The organism is Burkholderia orbicola, assembly GCF_900100915.1.
Classification (GTDB): Bacteria; Pseudomonadota; Gammaproteobacteria; order Burkholderiales; family Burkholderiaceae; genus Burkholderia; species Burkholderia orbicola.
In genome coordinates, this window is the sequence record NZ_FNKW01000002.1 from 2,689,229 (window position 1) to 2,708,400 (window position 19,172).

At 68.0% G+C, this 19,172-nt stretch carries 14 protein-coding genes; 9 read left to right on the forward strand and 5 right to left on the reverse strand.

What is annotated here, in order from left to right; genetic code table 11:
- Nucleotides 1–5: 5 nt before the first annotated feature.
- Together BLS50_RS28910 and BLS50_RS28915 are read right to left on the reverse strand one after the other, a co-directional pair.
- Nucleotides 6–1,217, reverse strand: coding sequence for a winged helix-turn-helix domain-containing protein (locus BLS50_RS28910; RefSeq protein WP_074806093.1), 1,212 nt, complete (start codon nucleotides 1,215–1,217; stop codon nucleotides 6–8).
- Between the two features lie 355 nt (nucleotides 1,218–1,572).
- Nucleotides 1,573–2,961: an MFS transporter gene (locus tag BLS50_RS28915; RefSeq protein WP_074806096.1), complete on the reverse strand. Its 1,389-nt coding sequence runs from the start codon at nucleotides 2,959–2,961 to the stop codon at nucleotides 1,573–1,575.
- Between the two features lie 426 nt (nucleotides 2,962–3,387).
- Between BLS50_RS28915 and BLS50_RS28925 the strand changes: the two genes are divergently transcribed.
- Both BLS50_RS28925 and treA read left to right on the forward strand, forming a co-directional pair.
- The gene (locus BLS50_RS28925) at nucleotides 3,388–4,017 is read left to right on the forward strand and encodes a TetR/AcrR family transcriptional regulator (RefSeq protein WP_074806097.1); all 630 of its coding nucleotides are present in this window, start codon (nucleotides 3,388–3,390) and stop codon (nucleotides 4,015–4,017) included.
- Between the two features lie 136 nt (nucleotides 4,018–4,153).
- Complete coding sequence (gene treA, locus BLS50_RS28930) at nucleotides 4,154–5,872, forward strand: alpha,alpha-trehalase TreA (protein ID WP_074806100.1); 1,719 nt, start codon at nucleotides 4,154–4,156, stop codon at nucleotides 5,870–5,872.
- 124 nt (nucleotides 5,873–5,996) lie between these two features.
- Here treA and BLS50_RS28935 read toward each other — a convergent pair whose 3' ends face one another.
- Nucleotides 5,997–7,478 (reverse strand): carbohydrate porin, encoded by a 1,482-nt coding sequence (locus tag BLS50_RS28935; RefSeq protein ID WP_074806103.1) that lies wholly within the window; start codon nucleotides 7,476–7,478, stop codon nucleotides 5,997–5,999.
- Nucleotides 7,479–7,568: 90 nt separating this feature from the next.
- Nucleotides 7,569–7,835: a hypothetical protein gene (locus BLS50_RS28940; protein ID WP_074806106.1), complete on the reverse strand. Its 267-nt coding sequence runs from the start codon at nucleotides 7,833–7,835 to the stop codon at nucleotides 7,569–7,571.
- Between the two features lie 1,080 nt (nucleotides 7,836–8,915).
- Here BLS50_RS28940 and BLS50_RS36100 point away from each other — a divergent pair.
- Together BLS50_RS36100 and BLS50_RS28945 are read left to right on the forward strand one after the other, a co-directional pair.
- On the forward strand, nucleotides 8,916–9,053 hold the full coding sequence (locus BLS50_RS36100; protein ID WP_162838124.1) for a hypothetical protein: 138 nt from the start codon (nucleotides 8,916–8,918) through the stop codon (nucleotides 9,051–9,053).
- 122 nt (nucleotides 9,054–9,175) lie between these two features.
- Entirely contained in the window at nucleotides 9,176–10,822 is a 1,647-nt protein-coding gene (locus tag BLS50_RS28945; protein WP_074806109.1) for an NRAMP family divalent metal transporter, read from the forward strand.
- 131 nt (nucleotides 10,823–10,953) lie between these two features.
- On the opposite strand, the gene BLS50_RS28950 is transcribed toward BLS50_RS28945, so the two are convergent.
- Complete coding sequence (locus BLS50_RS28950; RefSeq protein WP_011547292.1) at nucleotides 10,954–11,862, reverse strand: helix-turn-helix transcriptional regulator; 909 nt, start codon at nucleotides 11,860–11,862, stop codon at nucleotides 10,954–10,956.
- A gap of 283 nt (nucleotides 11,863–12,145) precedes the next feature.
- On the opposite strand from BLS50_RS28950, the gene BLS50_RS28955 reads away from it, so the two are divergent.
- The 5 genes from BLS50_RS28955 (at nucleotide 12,146) to sctD (ending at nucleotide 19,108) form a co-directional block, all read left to right on the forward strand.
- A complete protein-coding gene (locus tag BLS50_RS28955; RefSeq protein ID WP_011547293.1) occupies nucleotides 12,146–12,979 on the forward strand; it encodes a helix-turn-helix transcriptional regulator in 834 nt (277 codons plus the stop codon).
- 250 nt (nucleotides 12,980–13,229) lie between these two features.
- The gene (gene sctV / locus BLS50_RS28960; RefSeq protein WP_074806112.1) at nucleotides 13,230–15,449 is read left to right on the forward strand and encodes a type III secretion system export apparatus subunit SctV; all 2,220 of its coding nucleotides are present in this window, start codon (nucleotides 13,230–13,232) and stop codon (nucleotides 15,447–15,449) included.
- Complete coding sequence (gene sctS / locus BLS50_RS28965; protein ID WP_074806116.1) at nucleotides 15,446–15,724, forward strand: type III secretion system export apparatus subunit SctS; 279 nt, start codon at nucleotides 15,446–15,448, stop codon at nucleotides 15,722–15,724. The genes sctV and sctS overlap by 4 nt, the downstream gene beginning before the upstream one ends.
- Nucleotides 15,724–17,769: a type III secretion system outer membrane ring subunit SctC gene (gene sctC / locus BLS50_RS28970; protein ID WP_074806119.1), complete on the forward strand. Its 2,046-nt coding sequence runs from the start codon at nucleotides 15,724–15,726 to the stop codon at nucleotides 17,767–17,769. Before sctS ends, sctC begins: the two co-directional genes overlap by 1 nt.
- Nucleotides 17,750–19,108 carry a type III secretion system inner membrane ring subunit SctD gene (sctD, locus tag BLS50_RS28975; protein WP_074806122.1) on the forward strand — a complete coding sequence of 453 codons (1,359 nt, stop codon included), beginning with the start codon at nucleotides 17,750–17,752 and terminating at the stop codon, nucleotides 19,106–19,108. The genes sctC and sctD overlap by 20 nt, the downstream gene beginning before the upstream one ends.
- Nucleotides 19,109–19,172: the final 64 nt, after the last annotated feature.

Consider the following 19,172-nt stretch of genomic DNA (forward strand, 5'->3'; position numbering starts at 1 on the left):
CGGCGTCAGGTGCGCGCGAATGCCTGCACGAGGGCCGGCGGCGCGTGCGCGACCGTCACCTCCGGCGTGCCGTGCCACGCCGCGAGCTTTTTCACGGCCTTCGCGACGTCGGCCGCGAGCCCGGCGCCGAAGCGCACGCCCGGCTCGACGTGCACGGCCTTCAATTCGAACGTGCCGAGCGTGCGATGCGCCTTCGCATCGACGCGGCCGACCAGCCGGCCGCGATGCAGCACGGGCAGGCAGAAATAGCCGTAGCGCCGCTTGTGCTCGGGCGTATAGCACTCGATCGTGTAATCGAAACCGAACAGCGTCGACGCGCGCCGCCGGTCCCAGACGACCGGATCGAACGGCGACAGCAGCGTCGTGACCGTCGAGCGCAGCGTGTCTGCCGCGGCGGCCGGCAGCAGTGCATCGAGCGAGCGGTGCACGTAGGCCGGCTCCTTCCAGTCGTCGATCTGCACCGGAATCAGGTCGCCCGCATCCGCGAGCCGCTCCAGCTCCGCGCGGTACGAACGGCGCGGCAGCCGATAGTAGTCGGCCACCCAGTCCGCACGCACGACGCCGAGCGCACGACACGTGTAGTCGAGCAGCGCAGGCAGCACGGCTTCGCGCGGCGGCAGGTCGCGCGTATCGTCCCAGTCGGGTAGCACGCGTTCGCGCACGTCGTACACGCGCTGGAAATTGCGACGCGCCGACACCATCAGGTCGCCCGTCGTGAACAGCACTTCCAGGTGACGCTTCTCGGGCTTGCGATCCCACCAGCCGTTGCCCTTCACGCCGTCCTCGCGCGCGAAATCGGCCGACCGCACCGGGCCTTCGTCGCGAATCCGCGCAAGCAGCCGTTCGATCTCCGGACGATTCTGCTCGTGCCATTCGGCCGCATATTTCCAGCCCATCCCCGACGGGTCGAGCATCTTGTAGCGCATCAGCCCGAACTGCTCGATCGGCAGGAAACACGCTTCGTGCGACCAGTATTCGAACAGGCGCGCCTCGGCGAGATGTTCGTCGAGCCAGTGCGGCGAGAAATCGCCGAGGCGGCTGAACAGCACGAGATACGGGCTGCGCGCGACGACGTGGATGGTGTCGATCTGCAACTGCGCCATCCGGCGGATCGTGTCGAGCACGTCGGCCTTGGTCGCCTTGCGGCGGGGCGGCGTGAGCAGGCCCTGTGCGGCGAGATGCAGGGCGCGGGCGGAGGCGGGCGAGAGCGTGAGCATCGGCAGGACGGTCGAGGGTGGCGATCGGGAACCACTTTAGCGCGAAAGCGGCGCGCGCGTGCGACGTGCGGCTGCCACGCGTCTGACAATGGTTGACAGATGCGTGGCGCAAGTTTCCCTATAGTGCAGTTCATGGCGCGACGACAAGTGCGCGCAACGATTCCGCTTCCGACGCACATATGTCCATGGCACGCAGGAAGCGAATCCGGGATTCTCAACCCCCATCGGGAGACCCGGAGCCCTGAGCGAACATCCACGCGGCTGTGCACCGGCCCCGTGTGGATGTTCGCTAATTTTTTTGTTTTTCCGGTTTTCGTCCGTCGCCGAGCGACAGGTCATGTCGCGGCGCCGCCGCTTATGCCCGCTTGCCGCGCGCGACTTCGTCGCCGGCGCCCGGCGGCAGCCATCGCGTGATCGGAATCGACGCGAACGAGCACAGCCCGACCACCAGGAACGCCGGCCAGAAATCCGACCACACCATTGCCTGATGGCCCTGGAGCCAGTGCGACACGTGCAGCACGAGGCCGGCCACCGTCACGCCGAGGCCGAGCGACATCTGCTGCACGACGCTGCCGAGGCTCGTCGCGCGGCCTGCGTCGCGCGGCGAGATGTCCGCATAGATCATCGAATTCAAACTCGTGAACTGCAGCGCGGGGAAGATGCCGCCGACGAGCACGATCAGCCAGATCGCCCAGGTCGCCATGCCGGGATGGAACACGCCGTATGCGGCGATCGCGAGGCCCGCGAATGCCGCGTTGTAGATCAGCACCGTGCGAAAGCCGAAGCGACGCAGCGTATGCGTGGCCGTCGAGCGGCTGACCGCGCCGCCGAGCGCGGATGCGCACGTGATGAGGCCGGAATGGAACGCGCTCATGCCGAGCCCTTCCTGCAGCGCGAGCGGCAGCAGGAACGGTACCGCGCCGAGGCCGATGCGAAACAGCGACCCGCCGACGACGCTCGCGTGGTACGTCGGGATCTTCAGGAAACTGAGGTCGAGCACCGGGCGCTCCTTGCGGCGCGCGTACGGCACGTACAGCGCGAGCATCGCGGCGCCGGCCGCGCACATCATGATGGCGTTCGAGCGCGACGTGAGCGAACCGTCGATCAGCGTGAGGCCCATCAGCAGCAGCGCGGCGCCGCTGGCCGACAGCAGGAAGCCGAACCAGTCGAGCGGGCCCGGATCGGGCTCGTGCGTGTTCGCGATGTGCTTGCTCGCGAGGTAGATCCCGTAGATGCCGATCGGCACGTTGATGAAGAAGATCATCCGCCAGTGCAGGTAGGTCGTGATGAAGCCGCCGACGAGCGGCCCGACCGTGGGCCCGAACAGTGCGGGAATCGCGAGGTAGTTCATCGCGCGCACGAGATCGGCGCGCGGCACCGCGCGGAAGATGATGATGCGGCCGACCGGCACCATCATCGCGCCGCCGACGCCCTGGATGAAGCGCGCGAACGTGAGCACGCCGAGGGAGTTGGACGCCGCGCACATCAGCGAACCGACGACGAAGATGCCGATCGCCGTGCGGAACACGGCGCGCGCGCTGAAGCGGTCGGCGAGCCAGCCGCAGATCGGGATGAACACGCCGAGGCCGACCACGTAGGCCGTGATCGCAATGTTCAGGGTGACGGGGTTGTGCCCGAAGTCCCTCGCCATCGCAGGCAGGGCGGTGACGATGATGTTCGCGTCGACGCTTTCCATGAACAACGCACAGGCAACGATGAGCGGTGCTAGAAAGACGGGCGACATGGGCTGGGCGCGCGGTAAAGACGCCATTATGCCCACAATGTGACTGCTGCGTCACGTACGACAACAGTTGTTCCGCATGTTGCAACAGTCGTCCTTTCCGGCGGGGGGTGCGGAAAGAACGACTGCGCCCATGCGGTCGACGGGCTGCTCGTGCGTGTCGCCTCCTCGTGGCCGACGAATCGCGCGGCGTTGCCCTGGCGGAACGTGTGCGCGCTGTTCCGGGTGCACCAGGATGTCGGCGCGGCGATCGCGGATCGGCGCGTTGCGCGGCGCGCCGGCCACTCATTGGTCTCGGTGGCGAGCGTGCGCGAACACGGCGAGCGGCACTGAAGCCGGTGCGGTCATGTCGATACCTTTTGACGGCGTGGCGGTGCGTTTCTAAAATATGAGCACTTGCTCATATTCGAGGGAGTGCACCTTTCCACCATGTCCGATTCGTCCTCGCGCATGCCGCTTTCGCCGCGCAAGGCGCCGCGCCAGCGCCGCTCGGTGGCCACCGTCGATGCGATCGTCGAGGCCGCCGCTCGCATTCTGGAGCGCGACGGCTTCGACGGCTACACGACGAACGCGGTCGCGGCGCTGGCCGGCGTGAGCATCGGCTCGCTCTATCAATACTTCCCGAACCGCGACGCGCTGACGGCCGCGCTCGTCGAGCGCGAGAGTGCGCATCTGCTCGACGACGTCGACCGGGCAGCCGCGCTGTCGTCCTGCGACGACGTGCTGCGCATGCTGGTGCGCGGGGCCGTCGCGCACCAGATGCGCCGGCCGGTGCTCGCGCGGCTGATCGATTTCGAGGAAGCGCGGTTGCCGCTCGGTGCGCGCACCGAGCGGGTCGCGGATCGCATCCACGCAATCTTGCTGCATGCGCTCGGAGCGCGCGATGCGCCGCGCGTCGCCGCGCCCGACGTGGTCGCGCACGATCTGCTCGCGATCGTGAAAGGCATCGTCGATGCGGCGGGCGCGCGCGGCGAAACCGATGCGAACGCGCTCGAAGCGCGTGCGTGGCGGGCGGTGCGCGGTTATCTCCGGGAGTCGCGCGAACCGAAACTTGCTTGACATGCATGTTTCGTGCGACAGTCGGACCCACTCGCACCACAACATGACGCGTATCGATCGAAGGCCATCGAGACGAACGCGCGCGCGAACGAGACCTCGTGCCGATCCACTCACCAACGAAAGGAGGGGACACGCCATGACGTCACGTCGTGCCGCACCGCTTGCATCTCGCTTCCCGTCGCGTCAGTCACCGCCCGCGCCGCGTCTGCGCTGGGCCGCCGCACTGGCCATCGCCTATCTCGCCGTCGCCGGCTGCGCCGCGCAGGCCGACAATGCGAACCAGGCCGCCGCGCAAGCGGCCAGCCAGTCCGCGCTGCCGGCCACCACCGCAGCCGCGCCGGCTCCCGCGTCGGGCACGCTGCTGCCACCGCCGAGCCAGCTCTACGGCGACCTGTTCGTCGCGGTGCAGACCGCGCAGCTCTATCCCGACCAGAAGACCTTCGTCGACGCCACGCCCGATACCGATCCCGCGACGATCGTGCAGTTGTATCAGCAACAGAAATCGCAGCCGGGCTTCTCGCTGAAGGCGTTCGTCGACCAACATTTCACGCCGCCTCCGGCAGGCGGCGTGACGCCGCCGCCGAACCAGACGCTGCGCGAGCACATCGACTGGCTGTGGCCGCAGCTCACGCGCACGAGCACCACGGCGCCGCCGTACAGTTCGCTGATTCCGCTGCCGAAGCCGTACGTCGTGCCGGGCGGCCGCTTCCGCGAAGGCTACTACTGGGATACCTATTTCACGATGCTCGGGCTGCAGGTGTCCGGGCGCGAGGATCTCGTCGACGACATGCTCGACAACTTCGCCTACCTGATCGATACGGTCGGGCACATCCCGAACGGCAACCGCACGTACTACGCGAGCCGCTCGCAGCCGCCGTTCTTCGCGTACATGGTCACGCTCGCCGCCCAGGTCGAAGGCGACAAGGTCTACCAGAAATACCTGCCGGCGCTGCGCAAGGAGCATGCGTACTGGATGCAGGGCGAAACCACGACGCCGCGCGGGCAGGCGGCGCGCAACGTGGTCGCGATGCCCGACGGCGCCGTGCTGAACCGCTACTGGGATGCGCGCGACACGCCGCGCGACGAGTCGTATCTCGAGGACGTGACGACCGCGAAGTCGGTGCCGTCCCGGCCGGCGAACGAGGTGTACCGCGACCTGCGCGCGGGCGCCGAAAGCGGCTGGGACTACAGCTCGCGCTGGTTCGGCGACGGCAAGACGCTCGCGACGATCCGCACGACGTCGATCGTGCCGGTCGACCTGAACAGCCTGATGTTCCATCTCGAGACGACGATCGTGAAGGGCTGCGCGCTCACGCGCGACATCGCGTGCGTGGCCGATTTTTCAGCGCGCGCGGGCAAGCGGGCAGCCGCGATCAATCATTATCTGTGGAACCGTCACGGCTATTACGGCGACTACGACTGGCAGTTGCGCAAACCGCGCGACGGCGTGACGGCGGCCGCGCTGTATCCGCTGTTCGCGGGCGTCGCGTGGCCGGAGCGTGCGAAGGCGACCGCGCGCGAAGTGCGCAAGACGCTGCTGCAGCCGGGCGGCCTCGCGACGACGACCGAGAACACGGGCCAGCAATGGGATGCGCCGAACGGCTGGGCGCCGCTGCAGTGGATCGCGATCGACGGGCTGCGCCGTTACGGCGAACCGGCGCTCGCGAAGGACATCGGCACGCGTTTCCTGTCCGACGTGAAGCATGTGTATGCGACCGAAGGCAAGCTCGTCGAGAAGTACGTGGTCGAAGGCACCGGCACGGGCGGCGGTGGGGGCGGGGAATATCCGTTGCAGGACGGCTTCGGCTGGACCAACGGCGTCACGCTGAAACTGCTCGGGCTGTACGGCGAGTAATGCGCGGCGAATAATGCACGGCGCGTAAGGCGCGCCACGGGCCGCGTGCCCGCACGGCAAGCCACCGCATGGGCCGGACCGTCGCGCAAGCGACCGTCCGGCCCCTGTCTTTACGCGGCCGGCATCAGAACGTGATCGTCGTGCGCACGCCGACCACCGTTTCGTCGCCGATGCGCGCGCCGGCCGCGTTCGGGTTCGGGATGCCGCCGCCCGGACGGAAGAAGTGCTGCAGGTCGGCCTGCACCTGCCACCACGGCGCGACCTGGTACTGGTAGGTCGCCTCGACGACCGTCTCCGCGCGGCGCACCGGATAGCCGGGCGTCGTGTACGCGCCGGTGTCGCCGTCGAGGCCGCGCGCATGCGAACCGATCTTCGCGTAGCCGATCGCGATGCCGGCGACGTCGTTGTCGCGCCCGACGAACGGGGCCTTCAGCGTCACGCCCGCGTTGGCCGCGAAATCGACGAGATTGCGGTCGCCCGGCGAGCCCATCACGCGCGCGAACACGCCGACCGAGCGCGGGCTGTCGGCGGACGGCCGCCACACCATCTGGTCCGCGACCGCATAGAACCCGTAGTTGCCGCGATGCGTGGCGGGCGTGCCGTTGCTGGCCGGATCGGCGAGCGACAACCCGTCGGTGCCGTAGCGCGGATCGTTCGCGTGCTGCGAGTGATACCAGAAGCCGAGCTTGTACGTGCCGGGCAGGCCGGCCGGCTGCGGGGCCTTCGGGTCGGCCGGCGGCGCGTTCAGCGCGTACTGCACTTCGCCGATCACGAATGCGCCGCTGCGCAGGTTGAAATTGGTGCCGTGCGCGTTCAGCACCTGCGCGTCGCCGTCGCTGCGGCCGGCCGGGTTGCCGTCGAACACGCCGACCATCGCGGTCCACGCGTCGGCCGGCTTCACGCGCAGCCGCACGCCGAGCGACGACAGCGGATACGCAGGGCCGCCGGACGGCAGATCGGTGGACGGCAGCACGGGCCAGCCGAACGTCGCGTTCATGAACGTCGCCGCGTTCTGGCTCACCATGAATTCCTGGTCGACGCTCTGCTGGCCGACTTTCACGTCGACCTTGCCGTCGAGCAGCGACTGCTGGTACCAGAGCTCCCACAGGCGCGTGGTCGAATTGGCCTCGATGCCGGTCGCGGTCTGCAGCGTCTGCAGGTAGCGCTGCGTGAGGTTGGTGCCGTGGATCTGCAGCCCCGACACGTTGAACGTGCCGCCCGGCAGGCCGATCGCCTTGCCGGTGTCGACGTTGAAACCGAATTGCGTGAGCCCCTGGTACGCGCCGCCGCGCCCTGTGCCGCCGGACGTGTTGTACAGGTACTCGCTGGTTTCCTGCAGGCTCAGCGTGACGCCGTGTTCGTCGAGCACGTCACGCAGGCCGCCCATGTTGCCGAGCAGGTTCGACCGTTCCCACAAGCCGGTGGGAGCGGGAGCGGCAGCATCGGCGGCCGGTTGTGCGGGGGCGGCGGCATCGTTCGTGCCGGCCGCCGGTTCGGTGGCGGGAGCCGACGCTTGCGCGAATGCGGAAGCGGCGGCGAGCGACAGCAGCAGCGCGGCGAGCGCATCGACGCGAAGCTTGCGCGGGACGGAAGAGAGTTGCTTCATTCGGGTTCCGTTGGCAGTTTGATTAGTTAGGCTGAAGAAACGGGAACGTGATGCGGGCCGCATGGCGAGACGGCCTGCACGGAGAAGGGCTTAGGGCAGCCAGCCGCCGACGCGCCACACCTGCGCGAAGCCGACGTGGGGCGCGACCGAGCACAGCAGCGCGGCAAGCGCGACCGCGGCCGCCGTCGCGGCGATCAGCACGCAATCGAGCGGGCGGGGTGCGGCCGGCACGTGGGCGAGGGCCACGCCGCGCCAGTGGCCGAATGCCCGGGCGAGCGGCGAGCGGCCGGAAAACGAGCAGTCGCACGCGACGTGCACGACGCGCTTGAGTCTGACCGCGAACGATGGAAAGAACATGACGCTGCCTCCATTCCGTCCGGCGAACGCCGGGCGACGTGATCGAGTGCGGGTGAGTGACGCGGCCTGCGATCGGAGGATGAACATAACGAAGCGTGCGACTGACGAACCGGCGATGGCCGGCCCGGATGAGGCGCGCTAACCCGACGAATGCGAGCTAGCGGCGAAAGACATGCGTCTGGCTGCTATCTCGCGATGGCGTGGCCGGCCTGGACCGGCATCGAACTGCAACTAGAGCATGTGTCCACGGAGGGACTCCCGTGATGAATTGGGGCGGATTGTAGTCGCGAGTTTTGCTGCGGCGCAAGTAAAAAACGCACGAAAAATGTGCTGTGTGGTGGGCGCGTCGCAGCGGAGCGGGGCCGCCGTGCGGCCGCCCGGCGAGCGTGAAAAGGAGGTGCGGCAGCGTGGCGGGCCGTTGCTGGCACGCATCGGCGCGGGGTGGCGTCATGACCGCGCTGAAAGGTTTCAGAACGTTATTTCAAGGGCAAATCTTTCAGTCGCGTCAGGCGGGAAATTTATTTCGAAAAATGGGGTTAGGAGGGGTTGACTTCACTTTCGCGCGGTCCATAGAATCCGCCATCTTCACTCTTGGGGCCGCCGCCTTGGACGCCTGCAGTAGTCGATCTTCGAACGAAATTTCCGCCTGAGCGACCGACGTCCGCGCCTCATCGAAGCCGCCGTTTGTCTCCCGGGCAAACGGTGCGCGCAGCAGTATTTCCGCAGCCACTCCCTACGTGCACCCTGATTCGCGCCGGTTAGCGTGATGCGTTTTCGCATGCGTTGCCCGGTTTCCCCGCCGCCTGGCAGGCGGCCGCGTTCGCGCATCCGTTCCCCCCGGCGCGCGAATGCCGGCCCGCACGCCGGCCGGCGGTCAACCGTGTTCCACGGAACACCGCACAGGAGCCGCCATGAACGACAGTGACAGTTGTCCCTTATGCCCGTTGCATACGCAGACCCTTTCGAACCCGGGTCGCGGGGACAATCCGGCCGACTAGCCTGACACGTGGTTCAGGCCCCTGGCTGGCCCCGCGCCCACCACGCGGCCGGCACGCTGCCGTCGCCGCACGGAGCCAGACCATGAACTTCGGCCTTCTGCTGTCGAACCTTCCGCACGTCACGGAATCGCGCCACCACTACGACGCGATGCTGACGCTCGACGCCCGTCCGCGGGTGTTCTCCCGCCTGTTGAACCAGCTGAAAGCGTTGATCCACTGAAAAGAAGCGCCGAGCGCGCCTCGGCATGCGCACGCGCGCCCGTCTTCGAGCGGCCGTCCCGTGCGCATTCCAAGGTCACACGCTCACCGAATCGCATAACCCTTAGCCGTACGGAATACATCATGTCCACGCCATCCAACGTTTCTCCACCGATCGCCGCCGACCGCAGCACCGTGCTCGACGAAGCCCACCTGGGCGACATCCGCGGTGCGCTCGGCACGATCGCGCACCACGATACCGGCGCACGCGGCACGTGGTGGGCGCGCCTGCGCACGCTGCTCGCGATCATCGGCCCGGGCCTGATCGTGATGGTCGGCGACAACGATGCCGGCGCGTTCGGCACCTATACGCAGGCCGGCCAGAACTACGGCACGACGCTGCTGTGGACGTTGCTGCTGCTGGTGCCCGTGCTGTACGTGAACCAGGAAATGGTGCTGCGCCTCGGCGCGGTCACGGGCGTCGGCCATGCGCGGCTGATCTTCGAACGCTTCGGCAAGTTCTGGGGCGCGTTCAGCGTGATCGACCTGTTCCTGCTCAATGCGCTGACCATCGTCACCGAGTTCATCGGCATCACGTTCGTGCTGGATTTCTTCGGATTGCCGAAGGTGGCCGGCGTGTGCGTGGCCGCCGCGCTGACGATGGCCGCGGTGAGTACCGGCGATTTCCGGCGCTTCGAGCGGTTCGCGATCGGGCTGTGCGTGCTGAGCCTGCTGCTCGTGCCGGTGCTCGTGTCGATCCACCCGCCCGCCGCGCAGATGACGCGCGACTTCTTCGTGCCGAACTGGCCCGCGCACGCGAAGCTGTCGGACGTGATGCTGCTCGTGATCGGGATCGTCGGCACGACGGTCGCGCCGTGGCAATTGTTCTTCCAGCAGAGCTACGTGATCGACAAGCGCATCACGCCGCGTTTCATGAAATATGAAAAGGCCGACCTGTGGATCGGCATCGCGTTCGTGCTGGTCGGCGCGGTCGCGATGATCGGCTTCAGCTCGGCGTTGTTTGCTGGCCATCCGGAAGCCGGCAACTTCACCGACGCGGGCGGCATCATCGCCGGCCTCGAGAAGTATGCGGGCCGCACGAGCGCGACGCTGTTCGCGATCGCGCTGCTCGACGCGTGCATCATCGGCGCGGCGGCCGTGTCGCTGTCGACCGCGTACGCGATCGGCGACGTGTTCAAGATCCGCCACTCGCTGCACCGCGGCGTGACCGACGCGAAGGGCTTCTATCTCGTCTATTTCGGTATCGTCGCGGCCGCGGCCACGCTCGTGCTGATTCCGGGCAGCCCGCTCGGCCTGCTGACCGAAGCCGTGCAGACGCTGGCCGGCGTGCTGCTGCCGAGCGCGACGGTGTTCCTGCTCGTGCTGTGCAACGACCGGCAGGTGCTCGGACCCTGGGTCAACTCGACGAAGCTCAACGTGTTCACGGGCGCGGTGATCTGGGTGCTGGTGTTGCTGTCGATCATCCTGACCGCATCGGTGATGTATCCGGACATCAGCGGGGAGGCGATCGTCGACGTGCTGGTGGGCGGCACCGTGCTCGCGATCGCCGGCTATCTGGCGACGGTACTGATTCGCCGCAACAAGCGCGTCGTCGAGCCGGGCATCGACCGCTCGCTGCGCGACACGTGGCGCATGCCGCCGCTCGATACGCTCGAGCCGCAGAACATGACGCTCGCGACGCGGATCTGGATGGCCGTGTTGCGCGGCTATCTGGTGATCGCGGTCGGGCTCGTGATCGTGAAGGTCGTGCAGATGACGCTGCTGAAGTAACGGCGATCGTCTGCGAGGAAGCGGCGCCGGACCCGGCACCGCGCCGCAACCCGTGCATGCCGGCCCGCGAGGCCGGCATGTGCGTTTACGCGATCGGCGAAACGAAACTGCGCCGCGCCGCCGCCCGCGCGTCAGATCAGCTCGAGCTTCGACGTCAGGTACGTGAGCTGAATCCGGTTCGCGACGCCGAAGCGCTTGCGCAGCTTGCGCAGGTGATAGTCGACGTTGTGCGCGCTGGTGTCGAGGCGCCGGCCGATTTCCTTGTCGGACGCGCCTTCGGCGATGCCGAGCAGCAGCTCCTGCTCGAACGGCGTGAGCCCGTTCACCGCGCGTTCGCGCGACGTCGAGATCAGTTGCGGCGATGCGAACTTGTGGACCGACAGCCCGATCGACAGCGCCTGCTCGATCGTCGCCGGCGTGATCCATTCGCGCGTGCGGCGCGGCGCGGTGAAGCTCATGAACGCGTGCAGCCGCGTGCCGGGCACGGCCATCGAATACATGATGCCGCTGCACATCCCGTCGTCCTGCATCGTCTGCAGGAAGCCGTCGAGCGCGGCCGGGCTCACGGACGGCGCGTCGTCGCGCTCGCGGTGTTCGCGGCGCAATTGCTGCAGGTCCCACACGATCGGCATGTTGCACACGCGCGCGCCGAGCGTGCGTGGATCGACGTCGTGATGGTTGTGCCGCACGTAGTCGCCGCGATAGGTGGCCGGCGTGAACGCTTCGTGCAGGTAGAGGCTTTCGACGCGCTCGCGCGCGAATTCGAGTGCGAAGTACGCGAAGGTCGAGAAGCCTGTCAGATGCAGCAGGCTCGTGACGATCCGGTTGCGCTCGGCCGTGCTCTGCGCGTGCGCGAGCGTATCGGCGACGCCGAGCTTCGGTGCGTGCGGCTGCGCGTCGTCGCCGCGCTTCACGTCGTCGCACCAGACGACCTGCACGGGGCGCTCGCGCAGCGCGTCCGCGCATGCGTTCAATCCGCGCGACGCGCGCGGCAAGGTGGTTGGGGCGACCGCTTCTTCATGCAATGCAATATCGGACATGAGCCATCCCTCGGAATCGACGCGCATCGCCTGGCGGCGGCCGTATCGTGTACGGCATTCGCGGCGGTGCGACCGAGCATCGTTGTGATATGCGCCGATCGTCATCCCTGACGAAACGCGGGGGCATTGTACAAAAATGTCGGTGTGTGGGTAATATGCCGTAATACTAATCGCGGCGAAAGGTTCATGTTCGTGCGCATATAACGACGACCAGAAAATCATAAAGAAAAGACCAGATCGTGACGGGGCGCAGTTTCACATAATGGGAAAGGGCGGGCTCCTCATGACATATGCTGACGGCGCACCACGCGTCGAGTGGTTCTCACAAGCCGATATAGCGGCCGCTGCCGCTTATTCGAACGAATATCACGCAATCGAGCGTGACGTTTTTACCGGTATTCAAATAGCGCCCGGTAAAACCGACCTTGCGTCATTCGATTTCTCGCAATGTCATGCGCGATTGCGGCAAATCGGATTCAGTACGCTGGGTTACGGCGCCTACGAAATGATCGGGCGGCGCATTCTGCGTGCGCATCTGCTGCGCGACCTCGCGCCGGCGACGTTCATGCAGCCGTTCATCGAAGGAATGCTGTACGACAGCGACCCGCGTTTCGCGCAGGTGCGGCAGAGCGGCTTTCCGGTCGCATGGCGGCTCGACGAGATCGAGGCGGCCGCACAGGGCAGCGGCGACCGCAAGGTGCTGGCGCTGGCCGGTCACTTGCGTGCGCACGCAATGAACAGCGGCGTGATCTTCAGCCTGTCGGCGCCGCGGCTCGACCTGCGCGTCGCGGTGAACCTGACGTCGGAAACGCACGGCACCGAATGGATCGACGATCGCGTGATCGGCGGCGCGCTGTCGGTCAGTCTTGCCGTGCATCGCGTCGCGCTGCCGTTCCTCGAGGCGCGGGTCGCGCGCATGCGCGGCTTCGCGCTCGCGGACGAGCAGCAGGAAGTGCTCGACCGGCTCGTGCACGGGCTGTCCGACCAGGAGATCGCGAGCGCGCTGCGCACGTCGCTGCACAAGGTCGGGCACCACATCCGCTCGCTCGAAAAACTCTTCAACGTACAGAACCGCGCGCAGCTCGCGTACCTCGCCGCGCGGCGGCTGCCGTCCTGAGCTGACGTCTGCCGCAGGCGCGCGCCGGCGCTCCGGCGCGCGATGGAAGCGGTTCCGGCGGCGCGTGCCCGAAGCGGCCGCCGGGTTTCGTAGTCCGATTCGATCGTCTGAGGAAAACGCGCTTTCACGCTACGAGGCGCGCCTCTTTTTCCGCGGTTTCCCGTCGCTACACTCGTCCCATTCAACGGTCCGCGCGGCATGGGGCAGGCTTGCCCGTGCCAGCCGGCGATAACGACAGGACGACGGCACGATGGCTGAACCGAAGGCGCTCCCCCGCGACTGGCAGCGGTTGTTTTCCGCCGGCCGCGGCGTGTCCGGACGGCGCCTCGGGGGCGCGTCGCCGCGCGCCGACCTGTTTCTCGCAACCTTCATCGTCGCGGTCGTCGCGCTGTTCATCCTGCCGCTGCCGCAGGCCGCGCTCGACGGGATGATCTCGCTGAATCTCGCGGCGAGCGTCGTGCTGCTGACGGTGTCGACCTACGTGCCGTCGGCGGTCAGCTTCTCGTCGTTTCCCGCGCTGCTGCTGTTCACGACGCTGTTCCGGCTCGCGCTGAACATCGCGTCGTGCAAGCTGATCCTGCTGCATGCGAACGCCGGCCACGTGATCGACGCGTTCGGGCGGCTGGTGGTCGGCAACAACGTGGTGGTGGGCGGCGTGGTGTTCCTCGTGATCGCGGTCGTGCAGTTCATCGTGATCGCGAAAGGGTCGGAGCGCGTAGCCGAAGTCGGTGCGCGTTTCTCGCTCGACGCGATGCCGGGCAAGCAGATGAGCATCGACGCGGACCTGCGCGCGGGCATCATCAGCGCCGACGAGGCGCGCGAGCGGCGCGAGAAGCTCGAGCAGGAATCGCAGATGCACGGCGCGATGGACGGCGCGATGAAGTTCGTGAAGGGCGACGCGATCGCGGGCCTCGTGATCGCGTTCATCAACATCGTCGCGGGGATTGCGGTCGGCACGCTGATGCACGGGATGGACATCGGCGAGGCGCTGCAGCGTTACGCGATCCTGACGGTCGGCGACGGGATGGCGTCGCAGATTCCGTCGCTGCTGGTATCGATCGCGGCCGGCATCGTGACCACGCGGGTCGCGACGCGCGATGCACGGCAGCGCCAGCTCGGCGAACAGCTCGGCGAGCAACTGGGCGCACACCCGCGCGCGCTGCTGATCGCGGCGTTCGTGCTGAGCGGTTTTCTCGTCGTGCCCGGTTTTCCGAAATGGTCGTTCGCGCTGATCGCGCTCGGCCTCGGCGCCTTCGCGTTCTCGCAACTGAAGCGCAAGACGTCCGCGCCGAGCTTCAACCTGATTCATGTCGCGGGGCGTGTCGGCGCGGCCGACGACGGCCAGCCCGCGAAGGTATCGCACGCGGCGGGCGTCACGTCGCTGATCGCGGTGTCGCTGTCCGACGACCTGCGCACGGGCCTGAACCTCGCGCAACTGCAGGCGGCGCTGTCGAGCGCGAAGGCGCGCGTCGACGCGGACATCGGCACGGTATTCCCGCGCATCACGCTGAACGACGATGAGGGCGCGCCGGCCGGTACGTACCGGATCTATCTGCAGGACGTGCTCGTCGCGCACGGCGCGCTGAAGCCGGGCTGGCTGCTGTGGGACGGCGTCGCGCCGCTGCCGGAGCGCGCGGAGCGCCAGCCGGCCGAGGCGTTCGGCCCGTTCGCGACCGCGCTGTGGATCAAGCCCGACGGCGCGGCGCCGGACGGCAAGTGGCTGTCGAGCGAGAGCGCGCTGGCCGCGCACGTCGAGCAGATCGTGCGCCAGCATGCGGACGAACTGCTCGGCATCCAGGAGACGCAGGCGCTCGTGCATCTGGTGCGCCGCGACCATCCGGAGCTGGTGGGCGAACTGACGCGGCTCGTGCCGCTGCAGCGCGTGACCGAAGTGCTGCGCCGGCTGCTCGCCGAACAGGTGCCGATCCGCAACCTGCGCGTGATCTTCGAGAGCCTGATCACGTGGGCGCCGAACGAGCCCGACGACGTGATCGCGCTGGTCGAGCTCGTGCGCGTCGACCTGCGCCGGATGATCACCGATCGCCATGCGGGCACGGCGCGCCAGCTGCGGGTCGTGCTGTTCGAGCAGAACCTTCAGGAGCGGATCGAGAGCGCGGTGATGCGCACGAAGCAGGGCAATTTCCTTGCGCTGTCGAGCGCGGTCAAGCAGGACATCGGCGAACAGGTGCGCGCGATCGTGCAGGCCGCGCAGGCGGCCGGCCCCGGCGGCCACGGCAACGCGCAGGGTGGCGCGCACGGTGGCGCGCGGCTCGCGGTGATGGTCGCGCTCGGCGCGCGCCGCTACGTGAAGACGATCCTGCAGCCGGTGCTGCCCGAACTCGCGGTGCTGTCGTACCAGGAAGTCGAGGAGGACGTGCGGTTGCATACGGTCGGCTGGGTGAAGAACCCGCCGGACGACGGCACGGTCGGCGCGGGCGCCGACGTGCGCGCGCCGGGAGTCGTGCAATGACGAGCTCGACGATCCTCGACCTGACGAGCCAGGCGCTGATGCTCGTGCTGCTGCTGTCGCTGCCGATCGTGCTGATCGCGACCGTCACGGGCCTCGTCGTCGCGATCCTGCAGGCCGTCACGCAGGTGCAGGACGCCAACATCGGCATCGCGGTGCGGCTGATCGCCGTGATGGTCGCGCTCGTGCTGCTGTCCGGCTGGCTCGGCGGCGAAGTGCTGCGCTTCGCGCAGCAGGCGCTGGAACGCATGTTCGTTTCTTCCACAGGAGTTCTTTGATGCGTCGACGCGTCGCCTCGATCCGGTTTCAACCGCGCAGCCTGCAACGGGCCGCGCTTGCCGTGTGCGCGACCGCGCTGCTCACGGCGTCGCTGTGCATGGCGCCCGCGCAGCATGCGCGCGCCGCGGACCTGCGCTGGCGCAACAAGCCGTTCACGATCGTCGCGAACGGCAAGAAGATCGGCGACTTCATTCGCGAGCTCGCGTCGTCGCAGGGCGTGACGGCGGTGGTCGACCCGAAGGTCGACGGCGTGATCAGCGGCCGCTTCTCCGGCACGCCGCAGCAGACGCTCGACACGATCTGCTCGACCTACGGGCTCACGTGGTACTACGACGGCTCGTTCCTGTACGTCGATCCGGCCGACCAGTCGCAGACGCAGATGATCCCGATCCCGCCGAATGCGTCCGGCGAAATCGGCCGCGCGCTGCAGGCGATGCAGATTCCGGACAAACGCTACACGCTGGTGATCAACGACCGCGCGAACAGCGTGTACGTGGCCGGCCCGCGCCGCTATGTCGAGCTCGTGCGGCAGGCGGTCGGCTCGATCGGCGATCCGTCGGCGAACGGCGCGCATGCGGACATCCGCGCGTTCCGGCTGAAATACGGCTGGGCGTCGGACTTCACGATCAACCGCTCGGGCAAGGAAGTGACGGTGCCGGGCGTCGCGACGATCCTGCGCCGGCTGTTCGGCAAGGGCGGCGGCACGACCGCGGCGCCGTCGAGCACGCCGCTCGGGCAGGCCGCGCGCCAGGTGAAGCTCGGCTCGGGGCTGACGATCGCGGTGCCGCGGCTCGACTTTCCCGACATTTCCGGCGGCCCGCGGCAGGGCGGTTATGGCGGGGCGGACAGCGGCATGGGCGGCGGCTTCTCGCCGTTCTCGAACAACGGCGGCGGCGACACGCTGCCGCAGATCGTCGCCGATCCGGCGATCAACGCGGTGATCGTGCGCGACCTGCCGGAGAACATGTACCGCTACCAGTCGCTGATCAGTCAGCTCGACGAGCGGCCGCGCATCGTCGAGATCAACGTGACGATCATCGACATCAACGAGGATTCGCTCGACAGCCTCGGGATCGACTGGCGCCTGCACACGACGCATGGTGACGTGCAGATCGGCAACGGCCAGAACGCGCTGAACGGCAACACGCAGTACAACGGCGTCGGCAACCCGCCGCTGACGTTCGGCATCGGCACGTCGGAAACCGGGCAGACGGGCACCTTCATGCCGACCGGCATCGCGCTGACCGCATCGATCGGCGGGTCGCTGCGCAACTACCTGCTCACGCGCGTGAACGCGCTCGCGCAGAAAGGCCAGGCGCAACTGCGATCGAAGCCGAAGGTGCTCGCGCTCGACAACACCGAGGCGATTCTCGAGAACCTCACGCAGTTCTACGTGCAGGTGCCGGGCTATCAGGATTCGTCGCTGTACAGCGTGACGACCGGCACCAGCATCAAGGTGACGCCGATGATCGTCGACGAGGCGATCCGCAACGCGGCGGCGGTGTCGGGCAACCCGCAGAGCGTGATGATGTCGATCGACATCCAGGACGGCAACATCGTGCCGGGGCAGGCCGTGTCGAACGTGCCGGTGATCCAGCAGCGCAACATCGTCACCAAGACGATGATCGACGAAGGAAAGAGCCTCCTGATCGCCGGTTTCAACGACGACGAGGTGAAGCTGAACAAGAGCGGCGTGCCCTGGCTGTCCGACATTCCGCTGATCGGCAACCTGTTCAAGTACACCGACAAGTCGGGCAACCACATGGAGCGGTTCTACCTGCTGACGCCGCGGGTCGTGACGAACGCGTCGATGTACGCGCCGGACGGCTCGCCCGTGAACCCGGGTGTCGATGGGCCGGCGAGCCAGGAAGGGATGTCGATGTATCGGCCGCCCGACAACGACGTCGCGGTGCCGCTGACGCCGAAGCCGCTGCCCGGCACGAAGTTCGGTCCGCCGGCGTTGCCGGCGCCACCCAAGGATGCGGCGTCGCAGCCGGTGGCGACGACCGCAGGAGCACCCACCCATGTCGACGAGCATCATTGATCCGCACGGCGACGGCGCATTGCCCGGCGGCGCGGGAAGCGCGGGGGCCGGTGCGGCCGCGCTCGCGTCGCCGTGGAACCTGTGCTTCCTGAGCGGGCCGATGTACGGCCGCACGATGTCGCTCGCGCGCGGCGCGAACTGGGTCGGCACGGCGGCCGACTGCGAAGTGATCCTGCCCGATCGAGAGATCGGCGCGAAACAAGTGTGCCTGCAGGTCGGCGCGCTTGCGGTGACGGTGCAGAACCACGGCGGCGACACCGGCGCGCCGGTGCTGTTCAACGACGAGCCGCTCGGCAGCGGCCGCCGCTCGCTGACGCCGAACGACGTCGTGACGGTCGGCTCGATCCGGCTCGGCATCGCGCGGCATGCGCAGGCGAGCGTCGCGGTGCCCGACGAAACCGATGCGCCGGACGCCGCGCGTGAAGCGGCGTGGCTCGGCTGGCTCACCGGCGGGCTGCGACGGCTGGGCAGCCGGCGGCTCGTGATCGCGCTGGTCGCGTTGTGGATCGGCGTGCTGCTCGGCGCGCTCGGCTACGGCTTCGTCGCGTGGTCGGGGCGGCTGCCGTGGCAGCACGAATCGGTGCTCGCGCGCACGCACCGGCTGCAGCAACTGCTGCACGCGTATCCGGAGCTGGCCGTCGCGCCGCGCGACGACGGCGTGATCGTGTCGGGTTACGTCAGCGACCCGGCCGCGCGCGAGCGCGTCGCGCAGATCGTCGCGGGCGTCGACAACGCGGCGCTCGGCAATATCTACGTGGTCAGCGATCTGGTCGCGACCGCGCAGACCTATTTCAGCGACACGGCGCTGACGGTCACGTATCTCGGCCGCGGCCGGATCGAGCTGACGGGCACGGCCGCGCGCGCGCAGATCGAGCCGCGCATCCGCAATTACATGAAGGACGCGCGCCCGGCGCTCGAGGTGGTCGATCACGTACGCGATGCCGACGCGGCCGCGCCGCGCACGGCGACGACGCTCGGCGGCACGGCGGGCATTCCGGAGATCACGACCGTGTTCGCCGGCGACGGCGATCAACGCTACATCGAGACGGTCGACGGCAGCCGCTATTTCGAAGGCGCGCGGCTGAAGGAGGGCGCGAGCGTCGTGTCGATCGGCCCGGACGAAGTGGTGTTCGAGCGCAACGGCCAGCGCATCACGATGCCGCTCGGCGGCCCGTCGGCGCGTGCGCCCGAACAGGCACCGGCGCCACCCGTGGCGCCGCTCGCGAGCGGCGCGGCGGCGGGCGTCGCGCAGCCGGTGCCGGGGCCGACGCTGTTGCCCGATGCGCCGGCGACGCCGGCCGTCGAGGCGGCCGGCGTATCGAAGGGCGCGACGCACTAGGTCGCGACAGGATTTGCGCATCGCGCCTGGCGATGCGCGCATTACGCGACACGCCGCGCGCATG

Bases quoted from the DNA above. Each gene is read 5' to 3' on its own strand.
- BLS50_RS28910 (WP_074806093.1), bottom strand. From the start codon at position 1,217: ATGCTCACGCTCTCGCCCGCCTCCGCCCGCGCCCTGCATCTCGCCGCA.
- BLS50_RS28915 (WP_074806096.1), bottom strand. From the start codon at position 2,961: ATGTCGCCCGTCTTTCTAGCACCGCTCATCGTTGCCTGTGCGTTGTTC.
- BLS50_RS28925 (WP_074806097.1), top strand. From the start codon at position 3,388: ATGTCCGATTCGTCCTCGCGCATGCCGCTTTCGCCGCGCAAGGCGCCG.
- treA (WP_074806100.1), top strand. From the start codon at position 4,154: ATGACGTCACGTCGTGCCGCACCGCTTGCATCTCGCTTCCCGTCGCGT.
- BLS50_RS28935 (WP_074806103.1), bottom strand. From the start codon at position 7,478: ATGAAGCAACTCTCTTCCGTCCCGCGCAAGCTTCGCGTCGATGCGCTC.
- BLS50_RS28940 (WP_074806106.1), bottom strand. From the start codon at position 7,835: ATGTTCTTTCCATCGTTCGCGGTCAGACTCAAGCGCGTCGTGCACGTC.
- BLS50_RS36100 (WP_162838124.1), top strand. From the start codon at position 8,916: ATGAACTTCGGCCTTCTGCTGTCGAACCTTCCGCACGTCACGGAATCG.
- BLS50_RS28945 (WP_074806109.1), top strand. From the start codon at position 9,176: ATGTCCACGCCATCCAACGTTTCTCCACCGATCGCCGCCGACCGCAGC.
- BLS50_RS28950 (WP_011547292.1), bottom strand. From the start codon at position 11,862: ATGTCCGATATTGCATTGCATGAAGAAGCGGTCGCCCCAACCACCTTG.
- BLS50_RS28955 (WP_011547293.1), top strand. From the start codon at position 12,146: ATGACATATGCTGACGGCGCACCACGCGTCGAGTGGTTCTCACAAGCC.
- sctV (WP_074806112.1), top strand. From the start codon at position 13,230: ATGGCTGAACCGAAGGCGCTCCCCCGCGACTGGCAGCGGTTGTTTTCC.
- sctS (WP_074806116.1), top strand. From the start codon at position 15,446: ATGACGAGCTCGACGATCCTCGACCTGACGAGCCAGGCGCTGATGCTC.
- sctC (WP_074806119.1), top strand. From the start codon at position 15,724: ATGCGTCGACGCGTCGCCTCGATCCGGTTTCAACCGCGCAGCCTGCAA.
- sctD (WP_074806122.1), top strand. From the start codon at position 17,750: ATGTCGACGAGCATCATTGATCCGCACGGCGACGGCGCATTGCCCGGC.